General features: G+C 69.2%; 24 protein-coding genes. 7 read left to right on the forward strand and 17 right to left on the reverse strand.

Going from position 1 to position 23,346, the window contains the following annotated elements; all coding sequences use genetic code 11:
- Positions 1-3: 3 nt before the first annotated feature.
- Genes ACFORO_RS02090 through ACFORO_RS02110 form a run of 5 tightly spaced genes read right to left on the reverse strand, consistent with a single transcriptional unit; the run spans position 4 to position 4,736 of the window.
- Entirely contained in the window at positions 4-1,395 is a 1,392-nt protein-coding gene (locus ACFORO_RS02090) for an FAD/NAD(P)-dependent oxidoreductase (RefSeq protein ID WP_377868864.1), read from the reverse strand.
- Positions 1,388-1,645 carry a (2Fe-2S)-binding protein gene (locus ACFORO_RS02095; RefSeq protein ID WP_377868863.1) on the reverse strand — a complete coding sequence of 86 codons (258 nt, stop codon included), beginning with the start codon at positions 1,643-1,645 and terminating at the stop codon, positions 1,388-1,390. The genes ACFORO_RS02090 and ACFORO_RS02095 overlap by 8 nt, the downstream gene beginning before the upstream one ends.
- A complete protein-coding gene (locus tag ACFORO_RS02100; RefSeq protein ID WP_377868862.1) occupies positions 1,642-2,793 on the reverse strand; it encodes an NAD(P)/FAD-dependent oxidoreductase in 1,152 nt (383 codons plus the stop codon). The genes ACFORO_RS02095 and ACFORO_RS02100 overlap by 4 nt, the downstream gene beginning before the upstream one ends.
- Positions 2,790-3,791: a proline racemase family protein gene (locus ACFORO_RS02105; RefSeq protein WP_377868861.1), complete on the reverse strand. Its 1,002-nt coding sequence runs from the start codon at positions 3,789-3,791 to the stop codon at positions 2,790-2,792. Before ACFORO_RS02105 ends, ACFORO_RS02100 begins: the two co-directional genes overlap by 4 nt.
- Positions 3,792-3,830: 39 nt before the next feature.
- Positions 3,831-4,736 carry a dihydrodipicolinate synthase family protein gene (locus tag ACFORO_RS02110; RefSeq protein ID WP_377868860.1) on the reverse strand — a complete coding sequence of 302 codons (906 nt, stop codon included), beginning with the start codon at positions 4,734-4,736 and terminating at the stop codon, positions 3,831-3,833.
- 215 nt (positions 4,737-4,951) lie between these two features.
- Between ACFORO_RS02110 and ACFORO_RS02115 the strand changes: the two genes are divergently transcribed.
- From ACFORO_RS02115 to ACFORO_RS02130, 4 genes are all read left to right on the forward strand, one after another.
- Positions 4,952-5,482, forward strand: coding sequence for a SigE family RNA polymerase sigma factor (locus ACFORO_RS02115; protein WP_377868859.1), 531 nt, complete (start codon positions 4,952-4,954; stop codon positions 5,480-5,482).
- Positions 5,479-5,838, forward strand: a complete 360-nt coding sequence (locus tag ACFORO_RS02120) for a hypothetical protein (RefSeq protein ID WP_377868858.1) — start codon at positions 5,479-5,481, stop codon at positions 5,836-5,838. Before ACFORO_RS02115 ends, ACFORO_RS02120 begins: the two co-directional genes overlap by 4 nt.
- A 38-nt stretch (positions 5,839-5,876) precedes the next feature.
- Positions 5,877-7,055, forward strand: coding sequence for a hypothetical protein (locus ACFORO_RS02125; RefSeq protein WP_377868857.1), 1,179 nt, complete (start codon positions 5,877-5,879; stop codon positions 7,053-7,055).
- Between the two features lie 103 nt (positions 7,056-7,158).
- Positions 7,159-7,764 (forward strand): TetR/AcrR family transcriptional regulator, encoded by a 606-nt coding sequence (locus tag ACFORO_RS02130; protein WP_354738489.1) that lies wholly within the window; start codon positions 7,159-7,161, stop codon positions 7,762-7,764.
- Here ACFORO_RS02130 and ACFORO_RS02135 read toward each other — a convergent pair.
- Complete coding sequence (locus ACFORO_RS02135; protein ID WP_377868856.1) at positions 7,761-8,672, reverse strand: NADP-dependent oxidoreductase; 912 nt, start codon at positions 8,670-8,672, stop codon at positions 7,761-7,763. The genes ACFORO_RS02130 and ACFORO_RS02135 overlap by 4 nt on opposite strands.
- Positions 8,673-8,760: 88 nt before the next feature.
- Here ACFORO_RS02135 and ACFORO_RS02140 point away from each other — a divergent pair, with 88 nt between their 5' ends.
- Positions 8,761-9,330 (forward strand): TetR/AcrR family transcriptional regulator, encoded by a 570-nt coding sequence (locus ACFORO_RS02140; protein WP_377868854.1) that lies wholly within the window; start codon positions 8,761-8,763, stop codon positions 9,328-9,330.
- Here ACFORO_RS02140 and ACFORO_RS02145 read toward each other — a convergent pair.
- Positions 9,307-10,281: a helix-turn-helix transcriptional regulator gene (locus tag ACFORO_RS02145; protein ID WP_377868853.1), complete on the reverse strand. Its 975-nt coding sequence runs from the start codon at positions 10,279-10,281 to the stop codon at positions 9,307-9,309. The two genes, ACFORO_RS02140 and ACFORO_RS02145, sit on opposite strands and share 24 nt — an antisense overlap.
- Before the next feature lie 89 nt (positions 10,282-10,370).
- Between ACFORO_RS02145 and ACFORO_RS02150 the strand changes: the two genes are divergently transcribed.
- Positions 10,371-10,814 (forward strand): nucleoside deaminase, encoded by a 444-nt coding sequence (locus ACFORO_RS02150; RefSeq protein ID WP_377868852.1) that lies wholly within the window; start codon positions 10,371-10,373, stop codon positions 10,812-10,814.
- A gap of 1 nt (position 10,815) precedes the next feature.
- Here ACFORO_RS02150 and ACFORO_RS02155 read toward each other — a convergent pair whose 3' ends face one another.
- Positions 10,816-11,469: an NIPSNAP family protein gene (locus ACFORO_RS02155; protein WP_377868851.1), complete on the reverse strand. Its 654-nt coding sequence runs from the start codon at positions 11,467-11,469 to the stop codon at positions 10,816-10,818.
- 357 nt (positions 11,470-11,826) lie between these two features.
- Between ACFORO_RS02155 and ACFORO_RS02160 the strand changes: the two genes are divergently transcribed.
- A complete protein-coding gene (locus ACFORO_RS02160) occupies positions 11,827-12,798 on the forward strand; it encodes a chitinase (protein WP_377868850.1) in 972 nt (323 codons plus the stop codon).
- Positions 12,799-13,349: 551 nt separating this feature from the next.
- On the opposite strand, the gene ACFORO_RS02165 is transcribed toward ACFORO_RS02160, so the two are convergent.
- From ACFORO_RS02165 to ACFORO_RS02205, 9 genes are all read right to left on the reverse strand, one after another.
- Entirely contained in the window at positions 13,350-13,619 is a 270-nt protein-coding gene (locus ACFORO_RS02165; RefSeq protein ID WP_377868849.1) for a hypothetical protein, read from the reverse strand.
- Positions 13,620-13,721: 102 nt separating this feature from the next.
- The gene (locus ACFORO_RS02170; RefSeq protein WP_354738474.1) at positions 13,722-14,327 is read right to left on the reverse strand and encodes a TetR/AcrR family transcriptional regulator; all 606 of its coding nucleotides are present in this window, start codon (positions 14,325-14,327) and stop codon (positions 13,722-13,724) included.
- A gap of 109 nt (positions 14,328-14,436) precedes the next feature.
- Positions 14,437-15,603, reverse strand: a complete 1,167-nt coding sequence (locus tag ACFORO_RS02175; protein ID WP_377868848.1) for an acyl-CoA dehydrogenase family protein — start codon at positions 15,601-15,603, stop codon at positions 14,437-14,439.
- Positions 15,600-17,552 (reverse strand): acetyl/propionyl/methylcrotonyl-CoA carboxylase subunit alpha, encoded by a 1,953-nt coding sequence (locus ACFORO_RS02180; protein WP_377868847.1) that lies wholly within the window; start codon positions 17,550-17,552, stop codon positions 15,600-15,602. Before ACFORO_RS02180 ends, ACFORO_RS02175 begins: the two co-directional genes overlap by 4 nt.
- Before the next feature lie 5 nt (positions 17,553-17,557).
- Entirely contained in the window at positions 17,558-19,159 is a 1,602-nt protein-coding gene (locus ACFORO_RS02185) for an acyl-CoA carboxylase subunit beta (RefSeq protein WP_377868846.1), read from the reverse strand.
- Complete coding sequence (locus ACFORO_RS02190; RefSeq protein ID WP_377868845.1) at positions 19,156-20,349, reverse strand: acyl-CoA dehydrogenase family protein; 1,194 nt, start codon at positions 20,347-20,349, stop codon at positions 19,156-19,158. Before ACFORO_RS02190 ends, ACFORO_RS02185 begins: the two co-directional genes overlap by 4 nt.
- Entirely contained in the window at positions 20,304-21,998 is a 1,695-nt protein-coding gene (locus ACFORO_RS02195; protein WP_377868844.1) for an acyclic terpene utilization AtuA family protein, read from the reverse strand. Before ACFORO_RS02195 ends, ACFORO_RS02190 begins: the two co-directional genes overlap by 46 nt.
- Complete coding sequence (locus tag ACFORO_RS02200; RefSeq protein ID WP_377868843.1) at positions 21,995-22,786, reverse strand: TIGR03084 family metal-binding protein; 792 nt, start codon at positions 22,784-22,786, stop codon at positions 21,995-21,997. Before ACFORO_RS02200 ends, ACFORO_RS02195 begins: the two co-directional genes overlap by 4 nt.
- 162 nt (positions 22,787-22,948) lie before the next feature.
- Positions 22,949-23,314 carry a VOC family protein gene (locus ACFORO_RS02205; RefSeq protein WP_377868842.1) on the reverse strand — a complete coding sequence of 122 codons (366 nt, stop codon included), beginning with the start codon at positions 23,312-23,314 and terminating at the stop codon, positions 22,949-22,951.
- Between the last annotated feature and the right edge of the window lie 32 nt (positions 23,315-23,346).

Here is a 23,346-nt window from a genome sequence, read left to right on the forward strand (position 1 = left end):
ATCCTAGTGAGGTTCGTCCGCAGCGAGCCGTTCCAAGGACACCGGCATCGCGATCGACCGTTTGGACATCGGCGCGAGATCGTTGACCGCCAAGCGTTTTCCCTCGCCCTGGGCGAGCTTGGCCGAGGCGAATCCGCAGACGCGGCCCTGGCACCACCCCATCCCGGGCCGCGCCAAGAGCTTCGCCGTCCGTGCGTCGACGGCACCCAGAGCCTGGCATGCGTCGCGGATGTCTTGGACGGTGACCTCTTCGCACCGGCACACTGTCGTGTCCGGCTCGAGCCACGCCTGCCAGCCCGCGGGCAGGGGGTGCGCGCGATGCATGGCAGCCGCGAAAGCTCTCCCCCGCCGCACCTGGCGCTGGAGGCGGCCAACGCGTCGGCGGTCCACGGAGCGACCCTGGTCCATGGCCACAGTCAGGCCCGCGATCTCGCCTTCAGCAAGCGCGAGAAGTGCCCCGCCGACGCCCGTAGCCTCGCCCGCGACGTAGACACCGGCGGCATCAGTACGTTGCCAGGCGTCGACCACGGCGACCAACGATTCGTCCAGGTCGACGCGGGTGGCGGCGCCCGCGGCAAGGATCAGTTCGAGAGACGGCGTGAATCCCCAGCCCAGGGCGACCAGGTCGATCCCGTCGAGCGTCTCGCTCCCGCCGGTCAGGTTTCCGGCGCGGTCGACCTTGCGAAGCCGCACAGAGTCGACCTTGTCGTCGCCGTCGATGGCAGCGACGATTGTGCATGCCCGGAAGGGAATGCGGTGCCGCGCGAACGCGGCGGCGTACGACACGGCTTCGCCCAGTTTGGCCGGAACAGCCATCGCACCGAGCGGCGTCCGCATCCAGCCCGTGATGCTGTTCGCGTCGCAGACAGCGACGACCTCCGCGCCCGCTTCCGCGAGCTGCCGCGCCACCGGAAGCAGAAAGGGCCCGGTGCCCGCGACGACGGCTCGCCGACCGGGCAGGACACCGTGCGCCTTCACCAGGGCTTGGACTCCGCCCGCCGCCATCACCCCGGGGAGGTCCCACCCCGGGATCGGCAGCTGGCGGTCGTAGGCACCCGGGCACAGGATCAGGGAACGGGCGCGAAGGACAGGCGGGGCCGCGCTTCGCACGCTTTCGTGGGCCGGTGCCAGGTGCAGGCGATGCTCTCCGCCCGGCTCGAGAAGCCAGACCTGGTGTTCCGGGTAATGGTCGACGTCGATCAGGCGTCGGCGCAGCGACTCAAGTGTCGTGCCGTGCTGCGCAGCCGCTTGATCGCTCGGCCGACGCCAGTACTGGCCGCCGATCTGAGACGAGGCATCGACGAGCGCCACGCGCAGGCCGTTCCCGGACGCTGCCGCAGCGGCTGCGAGACCGCTCGGACCGCCGCCGACCACGACGACGTCGTACCTACTCATCGGAATCGCTCCGCACGACCATGCCGTCCCGGACCGGCACCAAGCAGGCCCGCTGGTCAGCCACGTCGTCCACGGTGATCAGGCAGTCGAAGCAGACGCCGATCCCGCAGAACAGGCCCCGGGGCCGACCGCCGCGGCGAGTCGTGCGCCAGGAACGCACCCCGGCATCGGTGAGCGCCGCGCCGACGCTCTGTCCGGGCGACGCGGCGAGCGGCTGACCGTCGAAGGTCAGCGTCACGGTGGTGGTCACGAGGCCTCCGGCATGGCGAACCGTTCGGGTGCGAAGGGCGAGACGTCGATGTCCGGTGCCTCGCCGAGAAGCGCTTGGACGAGAATCTTCGCTGTTCCGGCGGAAAGACCGATACCCGCGCCTTCGTGGCCCGCCGCATGCCAAAGGCCGGGCGCCCGAGGGTCCGGTCCGATGACCGGGAGGTGATCGGGGCAGTACGGGCGGAACCCCAGGTAGCTGCGCATCACCTTGGCCCGGCCCAGCGACGGATAGAGCACGAGCGCCTTGGCGGCGATCTCCCGGAGTGCCTGCGGCGACACGGAACGGTCGAAGCCCACCCGCTCGCGGGAGGAGCCGATGAGGATCGTTCCCGCCCGAGTTCCCTCGACCACCGTTGACGTTTGCAGCCCTTCGCCGGAGCTTTGGGTGCTGGCAACGTATTCCCCGGCGTACACCTTGTGGAACACAGTAGGCGGCAGCGGTTGCGTCACGAGGATGAAGCCCCGGCGCGGCAGAATGGGGACCTCCACTCCGGCGAGCGCGGCGACCTCCCCCGCCCAGGTTCCCGCGGCGTTCACGACGCAGCCGCCGTACCGGTCTCCGCGATCGGTTCGGACGCCGAGGATCCGGTCGCCGTCCCGGATAAACCCGACGACTCGGGTGCCGGTGCGGACCTCGGCGCCGCGTTCGCGCGCCATCCGGAGCAGGTGAGCCGCTACCAGCATGGGTTGCACCTGGCAGTCCTGGGGATAGAACGCGGCCGCGGAAAGATCACGGGTCAAATGCGGCTCGTAGTCGGGAATCGCTTCCGGGGCGAGGTCAAGCACCTCGACACCCGCGAGGCGTTGCCGCTCGGCCAGTTGGGCCAGTCCGGCCGCGGAGTCCACTGTGGACGACACGACCAGGCCGCCCTTGCGCTCGAACTCCCAGAGCGAGCCGTGTTCGCCAAGCTCCTCCCGCCAGGCGGCCAGCGACAAGAGCGCGAGATCGAGTTCGGGTCCGGCTTCTTTGTCCGAGACCAGGAGATTCCCTTCGCAGCTGCTGGTCGTGCCGCCGGCCACCTGGCCCTGTTCGACGACTTCGACGGAAAGGCCCGCACGGGTCGCGAACCAAGCCGTGGCGGCGCCGAGCGCACCGGCGCCGATGATCAGGACGTCGGGCGTGGTCACAGCTCGAACCCGGCGGGGAACGGATCTGTCGGGTCGAGCAGGTATTGCGCGGTGCCGGTGATCCAGGCGCGTCCGGTGATCGTCGGTACTACCGCCGGTATTCCGCCGACATTCGTTTCCTCGACCAGCCTTCCGGTGAAAGTGGTGCCGATAAAGGACTCGTTGACGAAATCGGTGTCGAGGCCCAGTTCGCCGCGTGCGTGCAGTTGAGCCATCCGGGCGCTCGTCCCGGTGCCGCAGGGCGAACGGTCGAACCATCCGGGGTGAATAGCCATGGCGTGCCGCGAATGTTTCGCGTCGGAGCCGGGCGCTTTGAGGTAAACGTGGTGGCAGCCGGAGATGTCGGGGCGCTCGGGATGCCGGGGCAGCGCGTGTTCGTTGATCGCGCTCATGATCCTCAGACCGGCGTCGAGCAGTTCGTTCTTGGCCTTCCGGTCGAAGGGAAGACCCAAGTCGTCGAGGTCGACGATCGCGTAGAAGTTCCCGCCGAAAGCGAGGTCGTACCGCACGTCCCCGAAACCGGGAACCTCGACGCTCGCGTCCAGCGCCAAGGAGAAAGACGGCACGTTGCGGATCGTCACCGACGTGGCTTTCCCGTCCGCGACCGCGACCTCGGCGACCACGAGACCGGCAGGCGTTTCCAGCCGAACGGTCGTCACCGGCTCGACGACAGGAACCATCCCGGTTTCCACGAGGACCGTCGCGGTCCCGATCGTGCCGTGCCCGCACATCGGAAGCAGGCCCGAGACCTCGATGAAGAGCACGCCGTAGTCCGCGTCCGGTCGCGTCGGCGGCTGCAGGATGCTCCCGCTCATCGCGGAATGCCCGCGCGGCTCGCACATGAGGAAGGTCCGCAACTCGTCGGCGTTCTCCTGGAACCACACCCGGCGTTCGGCCATCGTCGCGCCGGGGAACACGCCGACCCCGCCGGTCACCACGCGGGTCGGCATTCCTTCGGTGTGGGAATCGACCGCGTGGATGATTCGACTCGTCCTCATCGGTTCTCGCTTCCTGTGCGAAGTTCTTGCGGCGACGGGTCAGCAATAGCCTTTTTCGAGGGCCGCCTTGGTATCGGCGTTCACCCGGTCCGCGGCGGCGCCGGTCAGGGCGTGGCGGGGCGGACGGCACGCGCCGCCCTTGCGGCCCGCGATGTCCATCGACGCCTTGATCGCCTGCACGAACTCGGTCTTGGAATCCCAGCGCAGCAACGAATGCAGGTCCCGATACAACGGGACCGCCGCGGCGATGTCCTCGGCTTGCCCCGACGTAGCCAGGTCGTAGAGCTTCTTCGACGCGACGGGCAGCGCGTTCGGGTATCCGGCGATCCAACCGACCGCCCCCGCGATGCCGAGTTCGAGCACCACGTCGTCGCTGCCGATCAGCACGTCGAGCCCAGGAGCGAGTTCGGCGATCTCGTACGCGCGCCGGACATCGCCGGTGAACTCCTTGACCGCCACGATGAGGTCTTCCGCGAAAAGCCGCGCGAGCAGGTCGGGGGTCAAGTCGACCTTGGTGTCGTACGGATTGTTGTACGCCACGATCGGAAGACCCACCGCGGCAGCGGCGCGGTAGTGCTCGACGACAGCGTCGGCGTCGGCTCGGTACGCGTTGGGCGGAAGCAGCAGCACCGAGTGCGCGCCGGCCTGAGCCGCCTGCTCGATCCATCGGCAGGTCTCCCCCGAGCCGTACGCGGCGGCACCGGGCATGACCCCGAAACCGTCCGGCGCGGCCTCGACCGCGACCTCGACGACGCGCGCCCGCTCCTCGTCCGTGAGGGTCTGGTACTCCCCCAGCGAACCGTTGGGAGTCACGCCGTCCATGCCGTTTTCGGCGAGCCACCGGACATGCTCGGCGAAACCGTCGTAGTCCACCGAGAGGTCGTCGTTGAACGGCAGGGCGGTCGCGACATGGATGCCGCGCCAAGGCCGGGCCACCGTGCTCATGGGGTCTCCCTGATTCCGGCAGTGTGTCATGTGACATTGCACAGAGACTTTGGCACGACTCTTCCCCCTTGCGCAAGCGTCGACCGTTCCCCGCTCCCGATGGGCGGAGCGGGATCGATCAGTCCACTGTGGACACACCAGCAGGTCCGCGTTTTATGACCTGGGTCACTCCATCCGCATGCAACCTCCCCGGCGCCACGAGGCCTGTACCCCGTGTGGAGCAAGACGCGTGGTGGGAGGACGAGTTCGTCGCGTACGTCGCGGCGTCCTCGGGTTCCCTGCGCGCCACCGCGTTCGTCCTGTGCGGAGACTGGCACCGGGCCGACGACCTGCTGCAGGTCACCTTCCTCAAGCTCTACCGCGTGTGGCCGAGGCTGGTCCGGCGGGGCGAATTGGACGCTTACGTGCGGCGGATGGTCGTGCGCGCGTTCCTGAACGAAAACCGGCGGAAGTGGCGTTCGCGCGAGCACCTTTCCGCGGAGCTGCCGGACGTCAGCACGGCACCGGAGCCCGACCATGCCCAGCGGCTTTCCGTGCGCGCGGCTCTCGACGGCGTCCCGCCGAAACAACGCGCGGTTCTCGTGCTGCGGTTTTGGGACGACCTCAGCGTCGACGAGACCGCCGCCGCTCTCGGCTGCTCGGCGGGCACCGTCAAGAGCCAGTCCGCGCGCGGCTTGGCGACCCTGCGCAAACTCCTCGACCCCAGCCAGCTCGGGCACCTGGCGTCCCAGGAGGGGCTGGCATGAACGACGACGAAGCACGCGCGGTGATCCTGCTCGCCGGGCCGGTCGACGAACCGCCGCCCGGCGTGGATCCCGAGCGGCTGCTGTCGGAAGGCCGCAAGCGACGCCAGCTGCGGAACCTCGTCGTGGTCGGCGGGAGCGCCCTGACGACGGCGCTGCTCGTCGTTCTGGTGACAGTGACCGCAGGCCAAACCGGTCCGGCCACCGCGCCGCAGACCGTCCAGCCCGCCGTCGCGCCGACCACCGGACCCCAGCCCGCCCCGACCCTTGTCCCGACACCCGGCCGCAGCTCCCCCGGGACCACCCCGAACCGCACGACGACCACTGGCCGCCACCCCACCAGCACCAGCCACCGCTGACCGGTCCGCCAGTGCCCGCTCCACGAGAAAGAACCACCTTGACGACGCTTGCCGAACCAACCGCCTTCACCCCGCCGACGATCCGCTGGCACCAACGCCCGTACGTCCGCGCGATCGGCGGGTACCTGGTCATCCGCGTGTTCAGCGTCGCCCTGCTCGCGCTGTTCACCGTGCGGACCGGCCAGCCCCTCATCGGCCGTCTCACCGCCTGGGACGGGCAGTTCTACCTGGACATCGCCGACTACGGCTACTTCGGCACCACCCGCGGCCTGTACGACGCGGCGGGGAACTACGCGCCCTACACGCCGCTCGCGTTCTTCCCGGCGTATCCGACCTTGCTCCGTGTCGTCTCGCCGATCACGTTGGGCAGCACGGTCCTGGCCGGGCTGCTGGTGAGCGCAGTCGCCGGATGCCTCGCCGCGGCCGCGATCTTCCGGCTGTCCCAGCGAATCGACGGCCGCGCGCGCACCGGGTTGCTGCTGGTAGCGCTGTGGGCCGGCGCACCGCTCGCCATCACGCAGTCGATGGTCTTCACCGAAGCGCTGTTCACCGCCTTCGCCGCCTGGACGCTCGTCGGAGTCGTCGAGCGCCGCTGGCTGCTGGCCGCCGCGTGCTGCGTGGGCGCTGGCCTCACGCGTTCGACCGCGGCGGTCCTCATCGCCGTCGTCGGCGTCGCCGCGGTGATCGCCTTCGTCCGCACCCGCGACCGCTGGACGACCATGATCTGCGCGGTGCTGTGCCCGCTCGGCTTGCTCGGCTGGTGGGTCTTCGTCGCGGTCTGGACGGGCAGCCCGACCGGCTGGTTCGACCTCGAATGGGACAACTGGCGAACCCGCTTCGACGGCGGCCGAGAGGCGGCGGAATTCTCCTGGCAGAAACTGGCATCCGGTTCTTCGGTAATGGAGACGCTGACCGTTTTCGTCGTGCTGGGAGCGGCCGTGCTCGCCGTCCTGCTGGCGAAAACGCTGCGCCCGCTGTCGCGGTGGTGGCCGCTCGCCGCCTACGGTGCCGGAATCGTGGTGCTGGTCGTGGGCACCGCGGGCCTCCCGACCGTCAAGCCGCGCTTCCTGATCCCCGGTTTCATCCTGCTGTTCCCGATCGCCCGCGGTCTCGCCGCCCGCCGCCCGGGCACCGCAGTGGCCACGACGGCCGCCTTCGTCCTCCTCGGGTGCTGGTTCAGCGCCTACTCCCTCACCGGATGGCGCTACGTCATCTGACCGGCGAAGCCGAATCACCGGACTCCGCACTGAGCGAGCGCTTACACTCTAGGGACGACGGGCGGGCTCACCGGCCGGCGCGGGACTAGAGGAGGATCGCCGGATGACCACGCTCTCGGCCGACCTGTGGCCCGACGTGCAGCCCGAGACCGCGCGCCGGCTGATGCTCGCCGGGGTGGAGTCGTTCGCCGAACGCGGCTACCACGCCACCACCACGCGGGACATCGCCGGCGCGGCGGGGATGAGCCCGGCCGCGCTGTACGTGCACTTCCCCTCGAAAGCCGCGCTGCTTTTCGCCATCAGCCGCAACGGCCACGAGCAGACGCTCGCCCTCGTCGAGGACGTCCTCGGGCGCGTCACCGGCCCGGTGGAGCGGATGCGGCTGCTGGTCGAGGATTTCGTCGCCTGGCACGCGCGGCGGCACACCGTCGCGCGCGTGGTGCAGTACGAGCTGAATGCGTTGCCGGAGAAGGAATATCAGGTCGTCGCGCAGCTGCGGCGGAAGATCGAGCAGCGCGTGCGCGAGGTGATCGCCGACGGTGTCGAATCCGGCGCGTTCACCGTCGGCGACGTCGGGATCGCCGCGCGGGCCGTGCTGTCGCTGGGCGTCGACGTCGCACGCTGGTACAGCGAACGGACCCGGCAGACGCCCACCGAACTGGGCAAGGAATACGGCGAACTGGTCCTCCGCATGCTCGGCGCGAGCTAAAGCGCCAGCACCAGCTTGCCCCGAGCCTGCCGCGACTGGCTCAGTTCAAGCGCGGCACGCCAGTCGTCCAGCGGGAAAATCCGGGACACCGGAATCGAAAACCGCCGCTGCGCCGCGAGCGACGCGAACTCGCCGAGGACGTCGTAGCGCGGCTGGGCGCCCGAGTTGACAATGGTCTGGACCCCGGGTTCGTCCGAGCTGAGATCGAGCGTCAGCACGTGGCCGGGTTCCTTGACCGTGCGCACGAGTTCGGCCACCGCGCCGCTGAACGGGGCCGCGTCCAGCACGAGGTCGACCGGTCCCCCGGCCAGCGCCGTCACCCGGTCGGCGATTCCATCGTGGTAGGTGGTGACTTCCGCGCCAGCTGAGCGGAGTGTCTCGGCGTGCGTCTCGCCCGCCGTGACTATCACGCGCACCCCGCGCAGGAGTGCGATCTGCGTGGCGGCAAACCCGGTAGTGGTGCCCGCGCCGTGGACGAGCAGGGTGTTGCCGGAGCCGACGCCGAGTGCGTCGAGCGCCGCGTAAGCCGTGCCGGTCGCCATCGGCAACGCCGCGGCGTGGACCGCGTCGAGCCCGTCCGGACGCGGGAACCACGAATCGAGCAGCACCAGCTCGGACGCACCCGCGGTCGGGCCGGTGAACGGCGCGCACCCGAAGACCGGGTCGCCGATCTCCACGCCAGTCACGCCTTCGCCGAGCGCGTCGACCGTGCCGGACACCTCAAGCCCGACCCCGCGCGGCAGGTCACCGGCGAACAGGCCCTCGCACAACGCCCAGTCCGCCGGGTTCAGCCCGCACGCTTGAACCGCGACGCGAATCTGGCCCGGCCCGGGGTTCGGGGCTTCGGCGTCCTCGACCCGCAATACCTCGCCCGCCGGGCCGTGCTCGTGAAAACGAAGGGTGCGCATCTGATGTCTCCTCGCGAGTGATGACAGAAGCTGTCGTCACTGACGCTACCAGAGTGATGACAGCATCTGCTGTCGCTACACTGGGCGCATGGCGCGATGGGAGGGCAACACCCGGAACCGGCTCGAGCAGGCCGCGCTGGCACTGTTCGAGGAACAGGGCTACGACCGCACCACGGTCGCGCAGATCGCCCAGCGCGCGAACCTCACCGAGCGGTCGTTCTACCGGTGGTTCGCCGACAAACGGGAAGTGCTGTTCGGCGGCAGCCAGGAACTGGAAACCGAGTTCGTCACCGCGATCGACGCCGTCCCGCCGGGCACTCCCGCGCTGCCCACCCTGCTGGCCGCCTTCGCCACCGCGCCGCGCGTATTCCGCCCGCGCGAATTCCTGCTCCGCCGGGCAACGGTGATCGCGGCCAATCCCCCGCTGCGGGAACGGGAACTGATCAAGCTTGTCACCATTTCGGAAGCGCTCACGACCGCACTGCTGGACCGCGGAATCGCCCCCGAAACCGCGCGGCTGGCCACTGATCTCGGCCTGTCCGTGCTGCGACTCGCCACCGAACGCTGGATGGCCGAGGAACACCGTGACGGCAAGGGTTTCCCCGAGGCGCTGTCCACTGCGGCCGCGGACTTGCTAGCCGTCGCCACCTCGGCCTGAAGCAGCCCGCGCGAACCGTTCCGCGATCTGCGCCAAACGCCCCGTCAATTCCGGCGGCGCGTCCTCCACCACGAAGTCGAATTCCCACTGCGCGAGGTAAAACGGGATGTAATCGAAGGTTTTCGCGCCGGTGCGCATTCGGCAGCTTTCGTCGTCGATCGGCTCGATCACCGCCGTAGTCGGCGAAACCCGCGCGGACAGCACCTCCGCCGGCGCCGACACCCGCAACGTCACGATGTGCGGATACGGCGCGGTCGCGATCCGGCTCGACACGTACGCGGCGAGGTCTTCGGCCGGCGGTTCCCTTGGCGTGAAACGGAAACTGGGCGTCGGGAGACCGTCGATGCGGTCCAGCCGGAAGGTGCGCCAGTCATTGCGGCCGAGGTCCCACGCGACGAGGTACCACCGCCAGCCGGTGTGCACGAGCCGCAACGGTTCCACATCGCGCTCGGCCACGGCGCCCGCGTGCGTGCCATAGGTGAACCGCAGCCGCTCGTTGTCCCGGCACGCGGCCGCGACCACGGTGAGCAGCTCCGCGTCGATCGTCGGCGCGCCGCCGGGGATCCGGATCATCGCCGAATCCATCGCCCGCACCCGGTGCCTCAGCCGCGCGGGCAACACCTGTTCGAGCTTCGCCAACGCCCGCACGGACGTCTCCTCGATCCCCGACACGGTGCCGTTCGCCGCCGTCCGCAGGCCGACCGCCACCGCGACCGCCTCGTCGTCGTCCAGCAGCAACGGCGGCAACGCGGCGCCGGAGCCCAGCCGGTACCCGCCCGCGACCCCCGGCGTCGCGTGCACCGGATAGCCAAGCTGCCGCAGCCGTTCGACGTCGCGCCGGATCGTCCGGACGTCGACCCCCAACCGGCCCGCGAGGTCCGGACCAGGCCACTCGCGGCGCGCCTGCAGCAGGGAGAGCAGGCGCAAGAGGCGTTCGGAGGTTCCGTACATGGCGGTTACTCTGCCACGCTTCGCGGACAGTTCCGGTCCTCGATCGCCCAGGACTTGCCGTGCTCCGCGAAGACCGGCAACAGTGACGCATGCTCGACGACCTGCTCGCTGTCGCCCGCGAAGAGGCGGAAGCCGGAAAAGCCGAGGGCGGCGTCCCGATCGGCGCGGCCCTCTTCGACCGCGACGGGAAGCTCCTCGGACGCGGCCACAACCGCCGCGTCCAGGACGGCGACCCGTCCCAGCACGCCGAAACCGCCGCTTTCCGCGCCGCCGGCCGCCGCCCGCACTATCGCGACACGATCATGGTCACGACGCTGTCGCCGTGCTGGTATTGCAGCGGCCTGGTCCGGCAATTCGGCATCCCGCACGTGGTGATCGGCGAATCGCGGACCTTCACCGGCGGGCACGACTGGCTGGCCGAACACGGCGTCCGCATCGACCTTCTCGACGACCCAGCCTGCATCGCCCTCATGACCGAATTCATCCAGCGGGAACCCGCGCTGTGGTTCGAGGACATCGGCGAACCGACGTAACTCACGCCAACGGCGAGAACTCCGTCGGCAACGCGATAATCGAATCCGCGTCCAGAATCTCCTCCGGCGCACCCGGCGGCGGCCACATCCCCTTCGCGTAGAGATCACGACGGATCGCGAGCCGTTCGTCCAGGCTCGCGAACGGCCAGATCTGGATGATCCGGTCCGGCCCGTCGAGCGCGTACATCACCACGGTCAGCGGATCGACCACATGCCGCGCGGGCAACGCTTTTCGCCAGCCGTCGATCGTCGCGGTCAAACCGCCCGGGCGAAGGTGATAATCGCGGATCTCGTAAACCGAACCGTACTTCCCCGGCCGCACCGGTGGGACGAACGGAAACGGCGCGAAACTCTGCAGCGACAAATCGGTCAGATAGTCGCCGCCGAACGGCTTGCTGCTGTGGCGCGCCCGCATCCGCTCTTCGTCGAGCGACTGCTGATTCTCGAACCCGCGCAGCACGACCAACCTGCCAAGCGGGCCGTTCTCCGTCTGCCAGCAGCCGAGCAGCTCGCCGTACCCCTCGACCCACGGCAGCACACCCTCAGCGGCTTTCGGTCCGTCGAGCAGCTGAAAGGACAGGATCGCCAGCTCGTAACGGACGGCCTGCTGCTCCGCGGCGACGTCGGCTCCGCTGATCCGGACTGGTTCGGTCATGACGCTCCCCTTCGAAGATCGGCCGCTCCGAGGGCGCCGCTGACCGGGGAGCCGTCTTCAGCGTGACACACCGCTCCGGCAGCGCCCGCTGAGCGGCGTTGTTTGCCCTCCCGTCCGCGCCCGGCTTCCCGATCGTCCCGCTCACCGGCGCCCCGGAACATCCCGGCGACCTGGACACCCTCAGTGAGGTTTTTTCCCACTCCCGCCCATGTCTTGACACTTCTCAATGGTCTAGTCCATTGTGACTGCGCACACACTCCCCCCGAGTGCCTGCGGGGCGCCGCCGCCACGTCCGGCTTCGCCAGGTGCTCCGATGCCGCGTGCCGCCGGGTGCGCGTTTCCCCCGTTGGAGGACCCATGAAATCCTTGCGCCGCACCACTTCCCGCCGGAAACTCGCCGGACGGCTCGGTGTGCTGGCACTCGCCGCGGGCGCCGCGCTGAGCACCACGGCCGGCACCGCCTCAGCCGCGGGAGACCCGGTTCTCGCGGCGCCGTATCTGTACCAATGGGGCGGGCAGAGCGATCCGTCCGCCGCGATGGACGCGACCGGCGTCAGCGCGTTCACCCTCGCCTTCATGCTTTCCGGCGGCGGCTGCGCTCCCGCCTGGGACGGCAACCGCCCGCTCGACGGCGCCGACGCCGCGATGATCCAGAAGATCCGCGCCGCGGGCGGCGACGTGATCCCGTCCTTCGGCGGCTGGCAGGGCAACAAACTGGGCCCGAACTGCGGATCGCCGGAGGAACTGGCCGGCGCGTACCAGCAGGTGATCGACGCCTACAGCCTCAAGGCGATCGACCTCGACATCGAGAACACCGACGAGTTCGAGAATGCGACGGTCCAGGACCGGATCCTCGGCGCGGTCAAGATTCTCAAGGACAAGGACCCGAACCTGCGCGTCGTGATCACCATGGGCACCACGCCGCAGGGCCCGAACGACTGGGGCAAGCGACTGGTCTCGCAGGCGAAGGCGCTGGGCGCGGACGTCGACGTGTGGTCGCTGATGCCGTTCGACTTCTCCGACGGCGGCGACATGGTCGCGATGACGAAATCCGCGGTGGACGGCCTGGTCGGAGAACTGAAGTCGACCTTCGGCTGGGACGACGCCACCGCCTACCACCGCGCCGGGCTGTCGTCGATGAACGGCAAGACCGACCGGGCAGGCGAGGTCGTGTCGGTCGCGGACTTCACCGCGATCCGCGACTGGGCCGCCGAACACCACCTGGGCCGCGTCACGTTCTGGGCGACAAACCGCGACTGCAGCGGGTGCAGCGGGATCGACCAGGACAACTACGCGTTCACCAAGGTCGTGGCCGGGTACAACGGCTGACTTCGGAGTGGGGCTTGCGCCCCCAATGTGGCATTGGGTGCATCTGACGCACCGAACGCCACATTGGGGGCGTGCGACGCACCCAACGCCACATTGGGTGCGTGCGACGCACCCAATGCCGCATTGGGGGCGGTCGCGCTCGCGGCGGGGCGGGCGGTCTGCGAAGGGCTCCTTGAAGGAATCTGATTCCGTGAAGGAGCCCCTCACGGACCGTCGAGGGTCGTGAGGGGAACCCTCACGGAATCAGATTCCCTGAGGGTGGCCCTCACGGACAGCGGGGAGCGAGGCGGCAGCGGGATTGGTCACGGTGCAGCTGATGAGCCGAGTCGGTGGCGGTTCAGCCGAACGAATCAGCCGCCGGTCGAACTGAGTCTCGCGAGTCAGCCAGGCCGTGCCGCAGTGGACTGAACCACCGTTCCGCACCGGCGCACCCGCCCGAATCGAGGCCATCCGGCAGGGCGGAGCGCGGCGACGGGGACCTTCCCGCCCGGGAGGTCCCCGTTCCGCCGTCCGTCACACACCGTGCGCGGATACGGCCGAACGAGTGAAGATCAGGCAGCAGCGGTGACCGACAGCGCGGCCACCCCGGCCTCGGTCAGCTCAGCGGGAACGCGCCCGGCGGCGGCGGAACCCGTGCCCGGACGGACGTAGCCGCCCTTGGCGAGCGCGTGCGCGGTCATCTGGTCGCAGCAAGCGAAACCGTCGACGAACAGGTCGGGCTCGCAGCTGGTGGACATCTCCGCGCGCTGCTGCGCGACCGCCTTGAGCATGGCCATCGCGCGATGGGTCAGCTCGACGGTCATCCCTTCTGAACCGGACACCGGGATCGCCTTCTTCCTCGTGGGCTACTTACTCAACGTTATCGCCGATTGGGCCGAATGTGTTAACAGCCACACTGTAGCGGTTCGGGAATGTGACGATGCCTAGACCTGTTCGGTTCCCGCCAGGCGAGACTCGAGCGTCCGAGCCCACTCGCGCACGATCTGCTCGCGGCGGCGGGTGTCGTCGGTGAGGAGGTTGGCGAGGCCGAGGCCGCGCCCGAGGTCGAGAGTGGCCTGGACCAGTTCGCGCACGCCCGGCTCAGCTTCGTCGACGCCGAGCAGCCCGACCGCGACCCGGTGCGCCTCCCGCCCGACCCGCGCCTCCAGCGGCACGAGCACGTCGCGCAACTGATCATCAGTCGACGCGACGGCCCACAGCTGCAACGCCGCGCGGAACATCGGCCCGGTGTAGAGGGTCAGCAGCATCTCGACGACCCACTCGATCCGCGAGGAACCGCCCGGCGACCCGGCCGCGCGCGTGCGCAGCTCGTCCAGCTGAGCCTCGCCGAGCAACTCGACCGCAGCCGCGACCAGCGACTCCCGGGTCGGGAAGTGATGCTGCGCGGCGCCCCGGGAAACGCCGGCCCGCTCCGCGATAACCGCGACGGTGACCCCGTGCCACCCCCGCTCGCCAATGCAGTCCATCGCGGCCTCGATCAACCGCCGCCGCGTAGTGCGGCTGCGTTCCTGCTGCGGTTCGCGGAGCATCAGGCGTCACCTCGCCCGCACAAGGCCGTGAGGGGAACCCTGAGGGAATCTGATTCACTCAGGGTTCCCCTCACGAACCTCCGGCCAAGCCTCATGACTTCACCGCTGCTCAGTACGACTTCGGCAGCCCAAGGCTGTGCTGCCCCACGAAATTCAGCACCATCTCCCGGCTCACCGGCGCGATCCGGCCCAGTCGCACAGCCGTCACCAGGCTTCCCAGACCGTATTCGGTCGCCAGGCCGTTCCCGCCGTGGGTCTGCACCGCCTGGTCCACCGCGCGGATCGCTACCTCCGCCGCCGCGTATTTCGCCATGTTCGCGGACTCCCCTGAGGCGAAATCGTCGCCCGCGTCGTACAGCGAGGCGGCCTTCTGCGTCATCAGTTTCGCCAGCTCAAGCTCGATCTTCACCTGCGCCAGCGGATGCGCGAGCCCCTGGTGCGACCCGATCGGCGCGCCCCACACCTGCCGTTCGTTCGCGTAGCCGACGGCCTTGTCCAGGGCATACCTCGCGGTTCCCAGCGAGAACGACGCGCCCATGATCCGTTCCGGGTTCAGGCCCGCGAACAGCTGCGCGATCGCCGCGTCCTCCTCGCCCACCAGGGCTTCCGCGGGCAGCCGCACGTCGTCCAGGAACAGCGAGAACTGGTTTTCCGGCGCGACGATGTCCATGTCGATCTTGGTGAACTCGAACCCGGGCGAGTCCGTCGGCACCACGAACAGCGCGGGCTTCAGGCGACCGGTCTTCGCGTCCTCGGTGCGCCCGACGACGAGCACCGCGTCCGCCTCGTCGACCCCGGAGATGTACACCTTGCGGCCGGACAGCACCCAGTCGCCGCCGTCCCGGCGGGCGGTCGTCGTGATCTTGTGCGAGTTGGAACCGGCGTCCGGTTCGGTGATCGCGAAGACGATTTTCTTGCTGCCGTCCGCGATTCCCGGCAGCCACTGCTTCTTCTGGTCCGGTGTGCCGAAGCGCGACAGCACCGTCCCGACGATCGCGGGAGACACCACCATCAGCAGCAGCGGCGAACCCGCGGCGGCGAATTCTTCCAGCACCGCGGCGAGATCCGCGATCCCCGCTCCCCCGCCGCCGTATTCCTCCGGCAGGTTCACGCCCAGGTAGCCGAGCCGTCCGGCCTCGTTCCACAGCTCGTCGGTCTTCTCGCCCGCACGAGCCTTCTTCGCGTAGTACTCGTGCCCGTACTTGCCGGCCAGATCGGCCGCGGCCTTCCGCAGCGCCACCCGCTCTTCGGGCTCGACGAAGTTCATCGCGTTCATTCGGTCTCTCCCACCACAGCCAGCACCGCGCCCACCTCGACCTGTTGCCCGACCTCGACCGGCAGTTCGGCGACCACGCCGTCCGCCGGGGCCGAGATCCGGTGTTCCATCTTCATCGCTTCCAGCCACAGCAACGGATCGCCCGTCCGCACACTGTCCCCTTCGGACACTGCGAGCCGGACGACCGTGCCCGGCATCGGCGCCAGCAGCGATCCCGCCGCCAGTGCCGAATCGGGATCGGCGAACCGCGGCTCGGCGGTCAGCGCCACCGAGCCCAGCGGCGAATCCACGTAGGACACTGAACCGTGCCGGGACACCTCGAAGGTCCGGCGGACTCCGGCGATGTCGAAGACCACCTGGTCCGGTGTCGCGGAGACCAAGGCGACGTCGTCGTAGCCCTCGGCTCGCAGGCCGTCGCGGGTCAGCGAGTAGCTGACCTCGTAACGGTTGTCTCCCTTGGCGAACACCTTGCGCTGACCGGCGGAGCGGACATTGCGCCAACCGCTCGGCAACCGTCCCAGGGTGCTGGCGGACGCCCGGTTTCCGGCGGCATCGGCGAGCGCGGCGGCCAAAGCGGACCAGCGTTCGGTGTCCACAGTGGCCAGCGGAGCGGCCAAAGTGTCCAGTCCGTGCCGGTCGAAGAACGCGGTATCCGTTTCTCCGGCCAGGAAAGCCTCGTGCCGCAGAATCCGGACCAGCAGGTCGCGGTTGGTCACCACTCCGTGGATCTTCGCGCCGGCCAAAGCACCGGCGAGTCGACGCGCGGCTTCCGCCCGAGTGGGTGCCCACGTGATGACCTTCGCCAGCATCGGGTCGTAGTGGACACCGATCACCGAGCCAGACTCCACACCGGAATCCAGGCGCAGCCCGGCACCTTGGGTGAACTCGCGGTCCACACCGGACACCTCAAAAGCGTGCAGTGTCCCGCTCTGCGGCTGCCATCCGGCCGACGGGTCTTCCGCGTACAGCCGGACTTCGATCGAATGCCCATGGGCAGCAGGCGGTTCGGCAGGCAACCGAGCACCCTCGGCCACCGAGAGCTGCAACGCCACCAGGTCCAGCCCGGTCACGTTCTCCGTCACCGGATGCTCCACCTGCAGCCGCGTGTTCATCTCCAGGAAGTAAAACCGGCCGTCCGGAGCCGCCAGGAATTCGACGGTTCCCGCGCCGACGTAGTCGATCGCCTGCGCGGCCTTGCGCGCCGCGTCGAACAGCTCGGCCCGCATGGCATCGTCCACAAAGGGCGATGGCGCTTCTTCGACCACCTTCTGGTGCCGACGCTGGATGGAGCACTCCCGCTCCCCCACCGCCCAGACCGTGCCGTGCGCGTCGGCGAGCACCTGGACCTCGATGTGCCGTCCGGTTTCGAGGTACCGCTCGCAGAACACCGTCGGGTCGCCGAACGCCGAACCCGCCTCCGCGCGAGCACTCTCGACGGCTTCGGCCAGCTCGCCCAGCGAACGGACCACGCGCATGCCGCGACCACCGCCGCCAGCGGAAGCCTTGACCAGCAAAGGAAGATCGGCCTCGGTCACCGACGACGGGTCCAATTCGGACAGCACCGGAACCCCGGCGGCGGCCATCAACCGTTTCGACTCCACTTTGGAGCCCATGGTCTCGATCGCCGCGGGCGGCGGGCCGATCCAGGTCAGACCGGCGTCGAGCACCGCCCGGGCGAATCCGGCGTTCTCGGACAGGAAGCCGTACCCGGGATGGATCGCGTCGGCCCCGGCGTCTGCCGCGGCTTTGACGAGCAATTCGCCGCGCAGGTACGTTTCGCCCGGCGCACTGCCCGGCAGCCGGACGGCGACGTCGGCTTCCCTTGCATGCGGGGAATCGGCGTCCGCGTCGGAAAACACCGCGACCGTGCCGATTCCGGCGTCCCGGCAGCTGCGGAACACCCGGCGGGCGATTTCGCCCCGGTTGGCGACCAGCAGATTCTGGATCATGGCCCTCACATCCGGAAGACGCCGAAGCCGCCTTCGACGCCCTTCACTGGTCCGTTGTGGATCGCCGACAGGCTCAGCCCGAGCACCGTGCGGGTGTCGCGCGGGTCGATGATGCCGTCGTCGTAAAGCATGCCGGAGAGGAACATCGGCATCGATTCCGCCTCGATCTGGTTCTCGACCATGGTGCGCATCGCGGCGTCGTTTTCCTCGCTGTACTCCTGGCCCCGGCTCGCCGCCGCGGCGCGGGCCACAATGGACAGCACCCCGGCCAGCTGCGCCGGTCCCATCACCGCGGACTTCGCGCTCGGCCAGGCGAACAGGAAGCGCGGATCGTAGGCCCGGCCGCACATCCCGTAGTGCCCGGCCCCGTAGGACGCTCCCATGAGGATGGACAGGTGCGGCACCTTCGAGTTCGACACCGCGTTGATCATCAGCGCGCCGTGCTTGATGATGCCGCTCTGCTCGTATTCCTTGCCGACCATGTAGCCGGTCGTGTTGTGCAGGAACACCAGCGGCGTGTCGATCTGGTTGGCCAACTGGATGAACTGCGCGGCCTTCTGCGATTCCTCGCCGAACAGCACGCCTTGCGCATTCGCCAGGATGCCCACCGGATAACCGTGGATGCTCGCCCATCCGGTGACCAGGCTCGGCCCGTACAGCGGCTTGAACTCGTCGAAGTCCGAACCGTCCACGACGCGCGCGATCACCTCGCGCGGGTCGAACGGCACCTTCAGGTCGGTCGGCACGATGCCCAGCAGGTCTTCGGCGTCGAACACCGGCTCGGCGTAGTCCGGTTTGGCCGCCGGGCCCTGTTTGGTCCAGTTGAGCCGCTTGATGATGCTCCGGCCGAGGCGGATCGCGTCCTCCTCGTCGACGGCGAGGTAATCGGCGAGCCCGGACGTCCGCGCGTGCATTTCCGCGCCGCCGAGGGATTCGTCGTCGGATTCCTCGCCGGTCGCCATCTTGACCAGCGGCGGACCGCCGAGGAACACCTTCGCGCGTTCCTTCACCATCACGACGTAGTCGGACATGCCGGGCAGATACGCGCCGCCCGCGGTCGAGTTGCCGAACACCAGCGCGACGGTCGGGACCTTCGCCGCCGAGGACCGCGTCAGGTCGCGGAAGACCCGGCCGCCGGGAATGAAGATTTCCTTCTGCGTCGGGAGATCCGCGCCGCCGGACTCGACCAGGTTGATCACCGGCAGCCGGTTCTGCGCCGCGATGTCCGCCGCCCGGAACGATTTCTTCGTCGTCCACGGGTTGCTCGCGCCGCCCTTGACCGTCGGGTCGCTGGCCGAGATCAGGCATTCGACGCCTTCCACGACGCCGATCCCGGTGATCACGCTCGCGCCGACCCGGTAGTCCGACCCCCACGCGGCCAGCGGCGACAGCTCCAGGAACGGCGAATCCTCGTCCAGGAGCAGTTCGATCCGTTCGCGCGCCAGCAGTTTCCCGCGCTTGCGATGCCGTTCGACGTACTTTTCGCCGCCGCCGGCGACCGCTTTGGCCTGCTCGGCATCGATCTCCGCGAGCTTCTCCAGCATCGCCTCGCGGTTCGCGGCGAACTCGTCGGCCCGGGTGTCCACTGTGGACCTGATAGTGGTCATGCGGTGTATCCCAATCGCTTCGCGGCCAGTCCGGTCAGGATTTCGGTGGTGCCGCCGCCGATGCCGAGAATGCGGACGTCGCGGTAATGCCGCTCCACCTCGGCCTCGCGCATGTAGCCGAGCCCGCCGTGCAGCTGCACCGCCTCGTTCACGACCCATTCAGCGGTCTGCACCGCGGTGTTCTTCGCGAAGCACGCCTCGGCGATCACTTCCTCGCCGGACACGTGCCGGATCGCGATCTGCCGGGCGTAGGTCCGGGCGACGTCGACCTTGCAGGCCATCTCGGTGAGCTTGTGCTGCACCAGCTGCCGCGAGATCAGCGGACGCCCGAACGTCTCGCGCATCCGGCACCAGTCCAACGTCAGGTCCAGTGCCCGCTGCGCGTGCGCATACGCCTGCACCGCCAGCGAGAGCCGTTCGGTCACGAACTGCGTGGCCACCTGAGCGAACCCGCTGTTCTCCGCGCCGATCAAGTTCTCCGCCGGAACCCGGACGTCCACATAAGACAGTTCCGCGGTGTCCGAAGCCGCCCAGCCCATCTTCTCCAGCTTGCGCGAAACCGTGAAGCCCGGCGTCCCGCGCTCGACCACGATCAGCGAAAGACCGTGCGCGCCCGCTTCGCCGGTTCGGACCACAGTGGTCACGAAGTCCGCGCGACAGCCAGAGGTGATGAACGTTTTCGCCCCGTTGATCACATACTCGTCGCCTTCGCGCACAGCGGTGGTGCGGATCCCGGCGACATCGGAACCGCCGTCCGGCTCGGTGACCGCCAGCGAACCGATCTTCTCGCCTTCGAGAGTCGGCCGCACCCAGCGTTCGATCTGCACCGGGTCGCCAGCCTCGACGATGTGCGGCACCGCGATCCCGCAGGTGAACAGCGACGCGAACAGCCCGCCGGACCCGCCCGCGTAGTGCATTTCCTCGGCGACCACGAGCGCGTCGAGGTAATTGCCGTCGCCGCCGCCCGCGGCTTCGGGGAACGCGACCCCGAGCAGACCCAGCTGTCCCGCCTTGCGATGCAGGTCGCGCGGCAGTTCCTCGGCCCGCTCCCAGTCGTCGAGATGCGGCAGCACGTCCTTCTCCACGAACCGGCGCACCGTCGCGCGCAGTTCGGTGCGTTCCGGCGTGCGGAACGGATCCACGGTCACAGCAGCGCCTCCGGGACGTCGAGTTCGCGCGCCCGCAGCCATTCGCCGAGCGCCTTCGCCTGGGGATCGAACCTGGCCTGCGAAGCGACGCCGTCGCCGAGAATGCCCTCGACCACGAAGTTCATCGCCCACAGGTTCGGCAGCAGATGCCGGGTGACCGGCAGTCCTTCGGTTTCCGGCAGCAACCGGCGGAATTCCCCGACGGTCAGCCGATGCACGAGCCAGCGCCACGCTTCCTCGGACCGCACCCACACACCGAGATTCGCGTTGCCGCCCTTGTCCCCGCTGCGCGCCCCGGCGACGAGCCCGAGCGGAACCCGCCGCGCCTTCTCCACCGGCAACGGTTCCGGCAACGCCGGTTCGTCCACTTCGGACAATTCAAGCGTCGCTGAGGCGGGCGGGATGTCCACCTTGGACCCGTCCGGCAGCACCGCGACATGCGGAACCGCGCCAGCGTCCACAAAGGCCGCCGAGTAGACCCCGAACGGCGACGCGTCCGAAGGCGGTGCGGTCACGTGGAATCCGGGGTAGCTCGCAAGCGCGAGCTCGATCGCCGCCCCGCTGAACGCGCGTCCGGCAATCTTCGGGTCGTTGTCCTTCACTGCGACATGCAGCAGTGCACTGGCGCGTTCCTCGGTGTCGGCGTCCGCGTGATCGGTGCGAGCGAGCGTCCACCGGACGTCGGCCGGCGGACGCTTCGCCAGCGCGCTTTCCAGTTGTTCCCGTACCAGTGCGGCTTTCTGCTCGATGTCCAGTCCAGTAAGGACGAACGTCGTCTCGTTCCGGAAGCCGCCGAGCCGGTTGAGGCACACCTTCAAGGTCGGCGGCGGCGCTTCCCCGCGCACCCCGCTGATCCGTACCCGGTCCGGCCCCTCATCCGACAGCGACAGTGCGTCGAACCGTGCCGTCACATCAGGATTCGCATACCGCGCACCGGTGATCTCGTACAACAGCTGTGCGGTGACAGTTCCGGTATTGACCACGCCACCGGTTCCCGGATGCTTCGTGATCACACTGGACCCGTCCGCGTGAATCTCCGCAAGCGGGAATCCCGGCACGCCGATCGGCTGTTCGCGGAAGAACGAGTAGTTGCCGCCAGTCGCCTGCGCGCCGCATTCGATGACGTGGCCCGCCGCGACCGCTCCGGCGAGCGCGTCGTAGTCGTCGCGGGCCCAGCCGAAGTGCGCCGCCGCCGGTCCGACGATCACCGACGCGTCCGTGACCCGCCCGGTCACCACCACGTCCGCACCGGCCTTGAGGCATTCCGCGATTCCCCACGCGCCGAGATAAGCGTTGGCAGTCAACGGATTCTCGAAGCCGAACTCGTCCGCACGCGCGATCAGGTCGTCACCCTCGACGTGCGCGACGCGGACCTCGAGACCGAGCTTCGCGGCCAGTTCCCGCAACGCGTCCGCGAGCCCGGCCGGGTTGAGCCCGCCCGCGTTCGCGACGATCCGGACGCCCTTTTCCTTGGCCAGTCCGAGATTCTCCTCCATCTGCCGGAGGAACGTCTTGGCGTAGCCGCGCGCCGGGTCCTTCATCCGGTCGCGGCCGAGGATGAGCATGGTCAGCTCGGCGAGATAGTCGCCGGTCAGGACGTCGAGCGGGCCGCCGGTCAGCATTTCCCGCACGGCGGAGAAGCGGTCGCCGTAGAACCCGGACGCGTTCCCGACGCGCAACGGCGCGCTCACGCGAACTGCCCCGGCTCGCGCCCCGCTCCGGGCGGCCCGGCGAACGCCTGCGCGATGCCCAGCCACTCCTCGACATCCGCGCCCGTCGCGACCAAGTCAGTGTCCGCCGGATGCCGCCGCTGCGTCGCGACCAGGCAGAAGTCGAGCGCGCTGCCGGTCAGCCGCTGCTCCGCGTCCTCCGGCCCGAACGCCCACGTGCTGCCGTCCGGCGCGGTCAGTTCGACCCGGAATTCCTCGGTCGGCGGTGCGAGCGAGTGCAGTTTGTAAGCGAAGTCGCGAGTCCGCGTGCCGAACCGGGCGATGTGCCACAGCCGTTCGGTGGGCGCGCGCGTGACTCCGAGCGCGTCGGCGATGTCCTGACCGTGCGCCCAGGTCTCCATCATCCGCGCGCTCGCCATGGACGCCGCGCTCATCGGCGGGCCGTACCAAGGAAGCTTCTGTCCCTCCGGCACGGCAGCCAGCGCCTCGGCCAATGCGGCCCGGCCCTCGCGCCACTGCGCCAGCAGCTCGTCCGGGGGCGCCTCAGCCCCCTCTTCGGCACCCGCGTCGACGTAGTTTTCGCCGATGCTCAACAGGTTCTCGACCTCGGACTGCCAGTCCTGCGGCCGGCTCGCGGAGATCAGCGATTTGCCGTCGGTCCACGCCAGGTGCGCGACCTGATGCGCGACGCTCCAGCCGGGCGCCGGCGTCGGCCGCGCCCACCCGTCGGCGGGCAACCCGGCGACCAGGTCGTCGACCGCCTGCGATTCGGCCGCGAGATCCCGGAGGATCCCCGCGAGATCAGCCATTCCTGCGCCTCCCTGCGTCCGCCGCACCACCTCGTGCGGACCCAGCGTGGACCCTGGCCCCGGAAAAATCAAGCGCGCCTGATTGTTTTTGCCCCGGCCGCGTGCCGTGAAGGACTCCTTAGGGGAATCTGATTCCCTCAAGGAGTCCTTCACGGACCTCAGTCAGCCGTGCGCGGTGTCGATGACGCAGAACCGGTTGCCTTCCGGATCCGCGAGGACCACGAAGTCCGGATCCGCTGGATAGTGCGGCCAATCCACCCGCCGCGCCCCCAGCCCCACCAACCGCTCGACCTCCGCCGCCTGGTCCGCGGCATCCCCGGCGTACAGGTCCAGGTGCACCCGCGGCACCTCCTGCACCGGCGCCGAACTCCGCTGGAACGCCACCCCCGGCCCCGCACCGCCAGGAGGCAGCAGCACCACGAAATCCTTGGCGTCGTCCCGCCGCGCGTACCCCAGCGCGTCGCTCCAGAACGCGACCGCGCGCTCCATGTCCTCGACTCCCAGCACCACCGTGCCCACCTTCAGCATGATCCGAGCATGCCCCCGCCACGGCCGCCCCA

Source organism: Amycolatopsis halotolerans, from assembly GCF_042647905.1.
Classification (GTDB): domain Bacteria; phylum Actinomycetota; class Actinomycetes; order Mycobacteriales; family Pseudonocardiaceae; genus Amycolatopsis; species Amycolatopsis halotolerans.

Bases quoted from the DNA above. Each gene is read 5' to 3' on its own strand.
- ACFORO_RS02190 (WP_377868845.1), bottom strand. From the start codon at position 20,349: ATGGCTGCGGGCGCGCGAACTCGACGTCCCGGAGGCGCTGCTGTGACC.
- ACFORO_RS02200 (WP_377868843.1), bottom strand. From the start codon at position 22,786: ATGGCTGATCTCGCGGGGATCCTCCGGGATCTCGCGGCCGAATCGCAG.
- ACFORO_RS02120 (WP_377868858.1), top strand. From the start codon at position 5,479: ATGAACGACGACGAAGCACGCGCGGTGATCCTGCTCGCCGGGCCGGTC.
- ACFORO_RS02150 (WP_377868852.1), top strand. From the start codon at position 10,371: ATGCTCGACGACCTGCTCGCTGTCGCCCGCGAAGAGGCGGAAGCCGGA.
- ACFORO_RS02110 (WP_377868860.1), bottom strand. From the start codon at position 4,736: ATGAGCACGGTGGCCCGGCCTTGGCGCGGCATCCATGTCGCGACCGCC.
- ACFORO_RS02105 (WP_377868861.1), bottom strand. From the start codon at position 3,791: ATGAGGACGAGTCGAATCATCCACGCGGTCGATTCCCACACCGAAGGA.
- ACFORO_RS02135 (WP_377868856.1), bottom strand. From the start codon at position 8,672: ATGCGCACCCTTCGTTTTCACGAGCACGGCCCGGCGGGCGAGGTATTG.
- ACFORO_RS02180 (WP_377868847.1), bottom strand. From the start codon at position 17,552: ATGATCCAGAATCTGCTGGTCGCCAACCGGGGCGAAATCGCCCGCCGG.
- ACFORO_RS02205 (WP_377868842.1), bottom strand. From the start codon at position 23,314: ATGCTGAAGGTGGGCACGGTGGTGCTGGGAGTCGAGGACATGGAGCGC.
- ACFORO_RS02185 (WP_377868846.1), bottom strand. From the start codon at position 19,159: ATGACCACTATCAGGTCCACAGTGGACACCCGGGCCGACGAGTTCGCC.
- ACFORO_RS02130 (WP_354738489.1), top strand. From the start codon at position 7,159: ATGACCACGCTCTCGGCCGACCTGTGGCCCGACGTGCAGCCCGAGACC.
- ACFORO_RS02175 (WP_377868848.1), bottom strand. From the start codon at position 15,603: ATGAACGCGATGAACTTCGTCGAGCCCGAAGAGCGGGTGGCGCTGCGG.
- ACFORO_RS02160 (WP_377868850.1), top strand. From the start codon at position 11,827: ATGAAATCCTTGCGCCGCACCACTTCCCGCCGGAAACTCGCCGGACGG.
- ACFORO_RS02145 (WP_377868853.1), bottom strand. From the start codon at position 10,281: ATGTACGGAACCTCCGAACGCCTCTTGCGCCTGCTCTCCCTGCTGCAG.
- ACFORO_RS02155 (WP_377868851.1), bottom strand. From the start codon at position 11,469: ATGACCGAACCAGTCCGGATCAGCGGAGCCGACGTCGCCGCGGAGCAG.
- ACFORO_RS02090 (WP_377868864.1), bottom strand. From the start codon at position 1,395: ATGAGTAGGTACGACGTCGTCGTGGTCGGCGGCGGTCCGAGCGGTCTC.
- ACFORO_RS02170 (WP_354738474.1), bottom strand. From the start codon at position 14,327: ATGCTCCGCGAACCGCAGCAGGAACGCAGCCGCACTACGCGGCGGCGG.
- ACFORO_RS02140 (WP_377868854.1), top strand. From the start codon at position 8,761: ATGGCGCGATGGGAGGGCAACACCCGGAACCGGCTCGAGCAGGCCGCG.